Here is a 10,393-nt window from a genome sequence, read left to right on the forward strand (position 1 = left end):
GGTCGTGTTTGATATAATGACAGCTGGTTTGCAAGAGCCGATGTGCGGCGCGCGTCGGGTTCGACCGGCCGGAAAAGTGTTAACGTGTCCTTGCCGGGTTCCGCCAATACGGGTTTCCCGGTTCACCGTGTGTGCATTTGGCTGTGGTAACCATACAAATTGAAGGCGGCAGAACAGCCGCTCAGGAATGACCGAAGGTCACTTCCGAAGCCGCAGAATGAGGTCAACTTTACGCGATGCGTTTCCCGACACAGTGCCATTCCATCAAGATTCGAGCCCTTCTGGCCGCCAGCGCTTTTGCGCTTGTGGCTACAGGACCCGCTGACGCGAGCAAGCGCAACCCTGCGCCGATCGTCTATGCCGGGCAGGGCGGCACGGTTGAGCCCATGCGCAAAGTTCCGGTAGAGGCGCCGCCGAGCCGATCGTCTGCGCCCGCACCCGGCGAGGAGGGCAATCGCATTGCTTTCCGCTACCCGGGACAAGCTGCCATGCGCCAGCCAGAACCTGTGGCGCGCGAATATGCGAGCGTAAACGCGCCACAAAGGTCTGCACCACAACAGGTGACCGAACAGGCGATGACACCCAACAATTTTGACGCACAGGCAGCAGCTGCGCGAATTGCGGCCGCGCGTGAGGCGCAGGTCGTGGAATCGGAGCCCCTGGTTGCGCTTGAGCCCGTGCCGCAAACTCAAGGGTTGGGGACCGTGACGCCTGTCCCGATGGCCGTCGCACCTGCGAGTGCGTACCTGACGTCGCTTGAGGCCGCACCCGTGTTCGACGAAACGGGCATCAGCGTGACCTATGGCGACGAATTTTCAGGCCTTCCGACAGCGAATGGCGAAGTCTTCGAACAGGATGGGATGACTGCGGCGCACCCGACATTGCCGCTGCCCAGCCTCGTGCAAGTCATCAATCTCGATACGCAAAAACAGGTGGTGGTACGGGTCAATGACCGTGGGCCGTTTGAGGACGGTGCGTCATTGCAGCTGTCAAAGCGTGCGGCGAGCGAACTGGAATCAGGTCCAGACGGCCGCGCGAATGTGCGCGTCCGCTATCTTGGTCCGGCTCCCGTGAACCATCAAACGGTCGCCTATAAGCCATCCATGACGTCCGAGCGCGTGATCCCGGCGAGCTATACCGTCGGGGCCCAGGCACCGGAGCAAATGCCGGTGATCTATGCGTCAGCCAATCAGGTTGCCGCTCCTGTTTTCACAGCGTCCGCCCAAACGGGGCAGGGTGCTTATTTTGTCCAGGTCGGTTCTTTCGCCGATATCGGCAACGCACAGTCCTTCCAACAATCGCTGGGATATGACCTTCCGGTATTGATCGTGCCGGCACGTGTGAACGGTTCTGACTATTTCCGGGTCAGGGTCGGTCCGCTCGACACTTGGTCATATGCGGCTGAGATGCGCGACGACCTTGCCGATCGCGGTATCGCGAATGGCCGTATCGTCTCGGCAGACTAGCCGATACGGCGCAACGCCCCATTGACGCTGACCACAAACCGGCCCCTTTTCCCCATTACAAGGGAATGAGGGCCGCACGTCGTCTGGCCGTCGTCTAATTGCAATGGAGGCCCAGGCCACATGAAGTGCAGAACACCTATCCTCGCCACAATCGCACTCCTGTCCCTGCTGGCCGCTCCGGCGGGCGCGCAGATGATCGATACGCCGGCGCAGCATGCTGTCATCCTAGACAATATGACGGGTGAAATCCTGTTTTCAAAGGATGGCGCCGAACCGATGATTCCCGCCTCGATGACCAAGATGATGACGGCCTATCTGGTCTTCGACATGGTCAAGCGCGGCGAATTGAAGATGACGGATCGCCTGACGGTCAGCGCCGATGCCTGGCGACGCGGCGGGTTCCCCTCCGGCACATCGACGATGGGTCTTGTGCCGAAGGATACTCCAACGATTGAAGAGCTGCTCCATGGTGTGATCATCATGTCGGGCAATGATGCCTGTATCGTTCTGGCGGAAGGCATTTCCGGGTCCGAGGAAGCCTTCGCCAAACGCATGACACAACTAGCGCATGACAAGGGGCTGAAATCCGCGAACTTCCTGAATTCAACGGGGCTCGAGGATATCGGCCATGTCATATCGGCCGAGGACCTGGCGCGGCTTGCAAAGCTCACGATCGACGACTTTCCGGAATATTATGACTGGTATGAACTTCCCGCTTATTCCTGGCGCGAATACACGCAGCCCAACCGCAACCCCTTGTTGGGGATTGAAGGCGCGGACGGATTGAAAACCGGGCACCTGGAAGCATCGGGTTACGGCCTGACCGGGTCCGCCGTACGGGACGGCGTACGCCGCACGATTGTCATCAATGGCATGGAGTCCATGGCCGCACGCGCCGCAGAGGGCGAACGGATGCTGCGTCTGGCATTCCAGAGTTTTGACCTGAAGACGATTGCGCCAGAGAACGTTATGCTTGCAGAGCAAAAAGTTTGGCTGGGACAGGAGCGCACCGTCCCGGTATCCCTCGCAGAGCCCATGCTGATCGCCGGCCACAAGGCTGCCTTCGACAATGCGAAGACCGAAATTGTGCTCGACAAGGCTCTGGAAGCTCCTGTCAAGAAAGGTGACCGTGTTGGACGCCTGGTCGTGACATTGGACGGCCGGCCACCGGTGGAGGCCCCCATTATCGCGGAGGCGGATGTCAAACGGCTCGGCTTTTTTGGCCGGGCGGTGGATGGATTGAGCGCACTGATTTCGGGCAATGATGGCTGATACGGCGCGCGGACGGTTTATCACGCTCGAGGGTGGCGAAGGCGTCGGGAAATCGACGTTGCAGCACACGCTTGCAGAACGGCTGGAAGATGCCGGCTTCGGCGTCGTGACGACAAGAGAGCCCGGCGGGACCCGGCTGGCTGAACGCCTTCGGGAACTTGCGCTTCACCCCCTGAATGGCGAGACGTGGTCTCCGATGGCCGAGGCGCTGCTCATGAATGCGGCACGCGTCGACCATCTCGACAAGCTGATCCGGCCCGCTCTGGCGAAAGGCCTGTGGGTTATCTGTGATCGTTTCTCGGACTCAACGCGGGTCTACCAGAGCGTCGGGGACGGCGTGCCGGAAGATGTTCTGATCGCTATCGAGACTCCCGTGCTGGGCAATACACGTCCAGACCTGACATTGGTGCTGGACGCTCCGCCTTCGGCGACCGAGGCCAGGCGAAAGATCCGCGATGAACGCAAGGACGTGTTCGAAATGCGGCCTGACACGTTTCACTCAGCGGTGCGTCAGGCGTTTCTGGATTTGGTGAAGATCGAACCCGACCGCGTGAAATTGATCGATGCGTCGCAAGACGCAAACAGTGTGGCGGCAGACGCGTGGCGAGACGTGCAGGCCTTATTCGCCGCAAAGGGCGGTGGAGCCGGATGACAAGCGCACTACCCTTGATCGGTCATGCCGACGCAGAATCCGCTTTCCTTTCAGCAAACGCGAGTGGCAAACTGCACCACGCCTGGTTGATTGAGGGCCCGGCCGGCATTGGCAAGTCGCGCCTTGCGCAGCGACTGGCGGCCTTCATGCTGGGCGCACGCGGGCCTATCGAGGCACCGCTTGATGCGACGAGCGATGACCCGGTCATGCAGACATACCTTACCGGAGGACATCCTGATCGGCGCATCGTACAGATTGAACTGAACGACAAGGGTAAGCCGAGGCAGGATATCACCGTTGACCAGGTGCGGGATCTCAATCACTTTTTCACGCTGCGGCCGGCCATGGGCGGCTGGCGAGTCGGAATTATCGATGCGCTGGACGAGTTGAACCGGAATGCCGCCAACGCGCTGCTCAAGACACTGGAAGAGCCGCCGAATTCGAGCATTCTGTTCCTGATCAATCATGGCTCCCGGCCCATATTACCCACTATCCGGTCTCGCTGCAGGACCCTGCGACTGAGGGCCTTGTCAGACGATGACACGCTGGGTGTCCTGAAACTGGCCGGCGCACCGAAAGAGGCTGCAGGGCTTTCCCGTGGGCGTCCCGGCCTGGGCATCAGGCTGTCGAGCGCGAGCGGGCTGCAAGCCGCAAATGCTGCGCGGGCCCTGCTCAGGTCCATGCCGAAGCCGAATGATGCCTTGCTAACGGCTGCAGTCCAGGCGGCCAACACCGACGCGATTGCGTTGGAGGCGTTTAGCGCGGAAGTGCTCGGCTGGCTTGCCGACAAGGCCGAGGGCAATCCGGCCGCAGCGGATGCTTGGCTGAAGACATCGCGCCTGCTCGGGGAAGTGGGCGCGCTGAACATGGAGGCATCGCAGACAACGGCCAAGCTGATCGCCAGGCTTTATTCCTCGGTCGGGCGGGGCTAAGGCATCGACGATGTTCGATACGCACGTAAACCTGCACGGCGACGTGTTCGCCGATGATCTGGACGAAGTTCTGGACCGCGCCCGCACTGCCGGTGTGCGCCGGTTCCTGGCGATTTGCGACCGGTTCGACAATTTCGAATCTGTTTGCGCGATCGCCTCGGCTCATGAGGACATCTGGTGCTCTGTCGGCGTCCACCCGCATCATACCAAGGATTTCCCTGACATCACGGTTCTAGACCTCACAGTCGCAGCTGCGCGCCCGGAGGTGGTGGCAATTGGCGAAACGGGGCTGGACTTTCATTATGGCTACAGCCCGCAGGACGCACAGGTCGAGAGCCTCCGGAAACATATCGAAGCGGCTCGGCAAACCAGCTTGCCCCTGATCCTGCACACGCGTGAGGCCGACGACATGATGGGCGATGTGCTCGAAGATGAATTCGGGAAGGGTGCCTTCCAGCCTCTCCTGCATTGCTACACCGGCGGCGCGCGCCTGGCGCAGCGAGGACTGGCGCTCGGCGCCTATGTGTCCGTATCCGGCATCCTGTCGTTCAAAAGCGCGAGCGCGGTACGCGACGTGATCGCCGACGTTCCAATGGACCGGATCATTCTTGAAACCGACTGCCCGTTCCTGGCGCCCATGCCGATGCGGGGGCGCCGCAATGAACCCGCCTATCTCGTGCATGTCGCCGAAGCGCTCGCCAGCCTCAAGGGACTCGCTGTCGACGAGGTGAAGCGGGTGACCGACGAAAATGCGCGAAGACTATTCGCCAAGGTAGACGCATGACCGTATCCGGCCACCGACTGACTTTGCTAGGCACCGGATCGTCCGGCGGTGTACCGCGTGTGGGTGGTGACTGGGGCGTGTGTGACCCGAACGAGCCTCGCAACCGACGTACGCGCTGTTCTGTCCTCGTGGACCGGATTGACGAAAAGGGTCGGATGACGCGCGTCCTGATTGATACGTCGCCCGACATGCGCGAACAGCTGCTGGCAGCGGACGTACGGCAACTGGATGCGATTGTTTATACGCACGACCATGCAGACCAGACCCATGGCATCGATGATGTCAGGCCGCTGGTTATCGCGATGCGTCGCCCGATACCGACCTATATGGATGCTGCGACGCGAACATCGCTGCACCACAGGTTCAGATATTGCTTTGAGGGCATGGGTGGGTATCCGCCGATCCTGAACACAATGCCGGATATCGTGGCCGCAGAGACGTTCACGATAGACGGGGCTGGCGGTCCTCTCGCATTCATGCCGGTCGACATGGAGCACGGCAAGATCCGCTGCTGCGGGTTCCGGATAGGCGGGCTGGCTTACTGTAATGACGTGAACGTATTACCGGATGATAGCCTCGAACGCCTTAGGGGACTGGACGTTCTGGTTGTTGATGCGCTGCGCTACACGCCGCATCCCACTCACGCCAACCTTGAACAAGCCTTGCGATGGATTGAAGACCTGAAGCCAGCGCGGGCGGTGCTGACCAACATGCACGTGGATATGGATTTCAAGACATTGCAGAAGGAACTGCCGCGCGGCGTGGAACCCGGCTATGATGGTATGGTCCTGCCATTCTAGCTCATATCGCTCGAAGTATTATTGCCCATAATGATGATTATGCGACTCTAAGAAGTAGACCTCCGGTGGTTCTTGTGATTTGACCAAATTGCCTGTTTCTTCCGTAGTCCGGGTCACTTGGGCGATTTGAAGCCGTGACGGTCAGATGAAATGTATCTCCATCCTCTGGACATCTGCCGTTAAAGACCTTGTTAACCGATTGTGCTCTCAAGGGCCCCTTCCCTCGACGGCCCGCTGTCAGTGAGCGAGGATCAGGTCCAGCGCCTCGGCTAGTTTGTCATCAAGCATTGGCTTGTAGATGACGTCTGCAAAACCTTCGTGTTTTGCCAGTTCGAAAATGTCTTTCGACTCCCAACCGGTAATCATGATCGCAGGCACGGTTTCGCCTCGCGACCGCAATTCGCGCAGGAGATCGAATCCGTCATGAGGTGACATCTTGAAGTCGATCAGGATACAATCGAAGTCCTTCGCATCTCCCCTGCCGAGAAATGCCAACCCGCTGTCGAACACAGAAACGCCATAGCCCTTGGACCGCAACAATAGCGACAGGGAGCGACACACAGCCTCACTGTCATCGACAACGGCGATTTGGGCGCGTTCTTTTGGTTGGATTTCTGGGTTCATTTTGCGTCATCGACCGAATTGGGTTTGTCGCAAAACTGGATCAACGAGACGGCGGTGTCTTTAGGTAGATGCCCCTAAACGGCACTGTCCATGCCGACACCTGCCGCAAAAGCGATCCGCAAAACACTTGAAAGGCTTGGTGCGTCGAGCTTTTCCATCAGATTCGCTCGATGGATTTCGACCGTACGAGGCGAAATATCCAAAGTTTCTGCGATCATCTTGTTGGTGAAGCCATCAACCAGCCCGCCGAGGACATCCCTTTCGCGCGGCGTGAGGCGTTCTATCCGGCCTTTTGCCTCATCGGTCAGAACGTCCTTATGACTGCGGGCGTCCAAGCGTTCAAAGGCCCGCGTCAACGCTGCCAGAAGCATCTGTTTTTCATAAGGTTTTTCAACAAAATCGACAGCGCCGGCTTTCATTGCCTTGACGGCCACTTCGACATCGCCGTGCCCGGTCAACACAATAACAGGCAGGGAAATACCAAGATCATTGAGGCGCTGCTGGACTTCGAGGCCGTCCATGTGCGGCATCTGAACGTCGAGCAGGATACAGCCGAGTTCAGCCTGCTGCGCGCTTTCCAGAAAAATCACGCCATCGGCGTAAGTCTTCACCGTAAAGCCGGCATGCCGCAGCATGAAGCTGGCGGAGTGACGCACAGCCTCATCGTCGTCGACCAAATGTATCAGGCGTGTTTCGCTCATGAAGTATGAATAGCCGGATCAGACCGAAGTGTGAACCGGAAACACGTGCCACCATCGGGAGCCAAATCAGCGCAGATTGTGCCGCCATGGGCCTCGACAATGGTTTGGCAGATCGACAGGCCAAGTCCCATGCCTCCGGATTTGGATGTGGTGAAGGGTTTGAAGAGCGTGTTCTTGACGTCCGGGTCGAGGCCAGGGCCGTTGTCGCAGATCGAGATCGCGACGAGCCCGTTCGCTCCAAGTTGCGCGCCGATCTGGATTTTCGGGCTTGCCGTAGACGCAAGCGCCTCCTGGGCGTTGCGGACCAGATTGATGACAACCTGCTGCACCTGGATGGGATCGGCCAAGACGCACCCGACATCTGGCGCGATACGAAGTACCACGGGAATGTCGCTCGTGCTCATCGACATGCGCGCGAGTGCGGTAGCGTCATCGAGTAGGGGCCCGATTTCCACCGAGCGCGCGTCAATTTCGCCGCGTGATACATAGCCTCGCAATTTGCGGACGATATCGCCTGCGCGGACGGCTTGACGGGCGCCCTCATCCAAGGCTTCCCGCAATATCTCACGTTTGTCGTCTCCGGGCAGATCCAGCAAGTCGCGGCCGGCCTCCAGGTAATTGGCGACAGCCGTGAGGGGTTGGTTGAGCTCATGGGCCAGCGCTGATGCCATCGTTCCAACCGCGCTCAATCGTGAAAAGTGGACGAGTTCAGATTGCATTTCGCGCATTCGCATTTCCGCCCGCCGCTGGTCGGTCAGGTCGCGCACAAATGCCGTGAACAGCCAGTGATCGCCGATCTTGGCTTCACCAATTTTCAGATCAATCGTGAACAGGGTTCCATCCGACCGGCGTGCTGTAACGACACGGCCGATTCCGATAATCCGGCGCTCACCAGTATCAAGATAGTTCCGGAGGTACTGATCGTGATTGATCTCGTCGCGTCCGGCCATCAATTCGCGGACATTGCGCCCAATGATCTCCTTGGCCGTGTATCCAAACAGAAGTTCTGCAGCCTTGCTGAAGGCGAGAATCAGCCCGGTCTCGTCTATGACTATCATGCCGTCCGGAACAGATTCCAGGATGGACACGAAGTGGGATTGAAGGGTCGCGAGATCCGGTGCCGACAATGGCGTGGCTGCAGAACCATCAGCTGAATCGGTCATCGTCTGGCACCTTTCGAACGCAGTCCAACCCCATATGCACATGCTTCATGGATGATGCGAGCCAAGAAGAGGCGACCGGGCGAGCCGATCGGGATCAACGCGCGCCAGATCTAGCCAAAGCAGGTTGAACGAACCAAAGCGCCGTCGCCGCGAGAACCATCATGGCACCCGAAAATGCGACCGGGCAGCCCCAGCAATGACCATCGAACATGGTCGCCCAGAATGCTGGCGCGTGAGTGGCAGACGAAAGACCGTCCGGACCACAGCGGACCGACAGGAAAGCCTGTAACGACTGCGTATGCGTCCACACTTTTCCGGAACCAAGCAAGAGCAACACTATCCCGGGCACGAAGACGGTAAATCTGCGCATCTCATCCTCCACGACTTAAGCGTTACTCTAAGAGCCGTGCGACAGTGCGGCCCATCCGTAGTTTCCCGTATACACTGCCTCGCCGGCTCCCGGCATTTAAGCGTCTGGTACGTATTAGGTAAAATAGGGGCAGAATCAGTGAGCACAGTTACAAAACCGCAGACGTCGGTTTCTGGCAGCATTGCCAGCGTCGCGACACTCGTCGCCATTGCATGTCTGGGGGCCTTGCTGATCGCTGCGAATGCGGTCGATCCCCTTATGGAAGCACATGCATGGGTGTTTTTCTTCCTGACCGCCTTTGCGCTGGTCGCGATCGGCATCTGGGCTGGCGGATTGCAGGGGCGCAACCCGTTCGACGAAACCTATTACGAGGACACGATCGTCAAATTCGGCGTCGCTGCCGCCATGTTCTGGGGTATCGCAGGCTTTCTGGTCGGCCTGATTATCGCGCTGCAGCTGACCTGGCCGGGCCTGTTCTACTTCCCTGATTTGGGCTGGACCAATTTCGGACGTCTGCGGCCGCTGCACACGTCCGCCGTGATCTTCGCATTCGGCGGCAACGTCCTCATCGCAACGAGCTTCTACGTCGTCCAGCGCACCAGCCGCACACGCATCGCTGGCGGCCTGTGGCCGTGGTTCGTGTTCTGGGGCTACAACCTCTTCATTATCATCGCGGGCACCGGATACCTGATGGGCGTGACCCAATCGAGGGAATACGCCGAGCCCGAATGGTATGCCGATCTCTGGCTCACGATCGTATGGGTAGCATACCTGCTTGTTTTCCTGGGAACTCTCTGGAAGCGCAAGGAACCTCATATCTACGTGGCGAACTGGTTCTACCTGTCGTTCATCGTGACAATCGCGATGCTTCACATCGTCAACAACCTGGCAATGCCGGTGAACCTGTCTGGGTCGAAAAGCTATTCATTGTTTGCGGGGGTTCAAGATGCCCTGACGCAATGGTGGTATGGTCACAATGCCGTCGGGTTCTTCCTGACGACCGGCTTCCTCGCCATCATGTATTACTTCATTCCGAAACGTGCGCAGCGGCCGGTCTATTCGTACCGGCTCTCGATCGTGCACTTCTGGTCGCTGATCTTCATCTACATCTGGGCTGGACCCCACCACCTCCATTACACGGCCCTGCCCCAATGGGCGCAGACGCTCGGTATGACGTTCTCCATAATGCTGTGGATGCCCAGCTGGGGCGGCATGATCAACGGTGTGATGACTCTGTCAGGCGCTTGGGACAAGCTGCGTACCGATCCGGTCGTGCGCATGATGGTGGTGTCACTGGCTTTCTATGGCATGTCGACCTTCGAAGGCCCGCTCATGAGCGTGCGTGCCGTCAATGCGCTGTCGCACTATACCGAGTGGGGTATCGCACACGTGCACTCCGGATCACTTGGCTGGGTCGGATTCATCTCGTTCGGCGCCCTCTACTGCCTGACGCAATGGCTGTGGAAACGGCCGGCACTGTATTCGAAAAACTTGGTTGAGTGGCACTTCTGGCTCGCAACGATCGGCATCGTTTTCTACATCGTGGCACTCTATTTTGCGGGCATTATCGAAGGCCTGATGTGGCGTGCCTACAATGAATACGGATTTCTTGAGTACAGCTTCATCGAA

Annotated in this window: 10 protein-coding genes; 7 read left to right on the plus strand and 3 right to left on the minus strand. The window is 58.8% G+C overall.

Annotated elements, in window-relative coordinates; all coding sequences use genetic code 11:
* Nucleotides 1–236: 236 nt before the first annotated feature.
* From ACESNB_RS02845 to ACESNB_RS02870, 6 genes are all read left to right on the plus strand, one after another.
* On the plus strand, nt 237–1,466 hold the full coding sequence (locus tag ACESNB_RS02845) for a septal ring lytic transglycosylase RlpA family protein (RefSeq protein WP_373003537.1): 1,230 nt from the start codon (nt 237–239) through the stop codon (nt 1,464–1,466).
* A 120-nt stretch (nt 1,467–1,586) separates the two neighbouring features.
* The gene (locus ACESNB_RS02850) at nt 1,587–2,738 is read left to right on the plus strand and encodes a D-alanyl-D-alanine carboxypeptidase family protein (protein WP_373003540.1); all 1,152 of its coding nucleotides are present in this window, start codon (nt 1,587–1,589) and stop codon (nt 2,736–2,738) included.
* The gene (gene tmk, locus ACESNB_RS02855) at nt 2,728–3,390 is read left to right on the plus strand and encodes a dTMP kinase (protein ID WP_373003543.1); all 663 of its coding nucleotides are present in this window, start codon (nt 2,728–2,730) and stop codon (nt 3,388–3,390) included. Before ACESNB_RS02850 ends, tmk begins: the two co-directional genes overlap by 11 nt.
* Nucleotides 3,387–4,322 carry an AAA family ATPase gene (locus ACESNB_RS02860; RefSeq protein ID WP_373003546.1) on the plus strand — a complete coding sequence of 312 codons (936 nt, stop codon included), beginning with the start codon at nt 3,387–3,389 and terminating at the stop codon, nt 4,320–4,322. The genes tmk and ACESNB_RS02860 overlap by 4 nt, the downstream gene beginning before the upstream one ends.
* A gap of 10 nt (nt 4,323–4,332) precedes the next feature.
* Nucleotides 4,333–5,106, plus strand: a complete 774-nt coding sequence (locus ACESNB_RS02865; protein ID WP_373003549.1) for a TatD family hydrolase — start codon at nt 4,333–4,335, stop codon at nt 5,104–5,106.
* Nucleotides 5,103–5,906: an MBL fold metallo-hydrolase gene (locus ACESNB_RS02870; RefSeq protein ID WP_373003552.1), complete on the plus strand. Its 804-nt coding sequence runs from the start codon at nt 5,103–5,105 to the stop codon at nt 5,904–5,906. The genes ACESNB_RS02865 and ACESNB_RS02870 overlap by 4 nt, the downstream gene beginning before the upstream one ends.
* Before the next feature lie 237 nt (nt 5,907–6,143).
* Here the strand turns inward: ACESNB_RS02870 and ACESNB_RS02875 are convergent, their stop codons facing one another.
* The 3 genes from ACESNB_RS02875 to ACESNB_RS02885 form a co-directional block, all read right to left on the minus strand.
* On the minus strand, nt 6,144–6,530 hold the full coding sequence (locus ACESNB_RS02875; RefSeq protein ID WP_373003554.1) for a response regulator: 387 nt from the start codon (nt 6,528–6,530) through the stop codon (nt 6,144–6,146).
* Nucleotides 6,531–6,604: 74 nt separating this feature from the next.
* Complete coding sequence (locus ACESNB_RS02880) at nt 6,605–7,231, minus strand: response regulator transcription factor (RefSeq protein ID WP_373003557.1); 627 nt, start codon at nt 7,229–7,231, stop codon at nt 6,605–6,607.
* Nucleotides 7,228–8,394, minus strand: a complete 1,167-nt coding sequence (locus ACESNB_RS02885) for a sensor histidine kinase (RefSeq protein WP_373003560.1) — start codon at nt 8,392–8,394, stop codon at nt 7,228–7,230. The genes ACESNB_RS02880 and ACESNB_RS02885 overlap by 4 nt, the downstream gene beginning before the upstream one ends.
* Before the next feature lie 628 nt (nt 8,395–9,022).
* Here ACESNB_RS02885 and ccoN point away from each other — a divergent pair.
* Nucleotides 9,023–10,393: cytochrome-c oxidase, cbb3-type subunit I (gene ccoN / locus ACESNB_RS02890; protein WP_373003563.1), on the plus strand; the 1,371-nt coding region annotated here is incomplete at its 3' end.

This window comes from Hyphomonas sp. (genome assembly GCF_041689225.1).
Classification (GTDB): domain Bacteria; phylum Pseudomonadota; class Alphaproteobacteria; order Caulobacterales; family Hyphomonadaceae; genus Hyphomonas.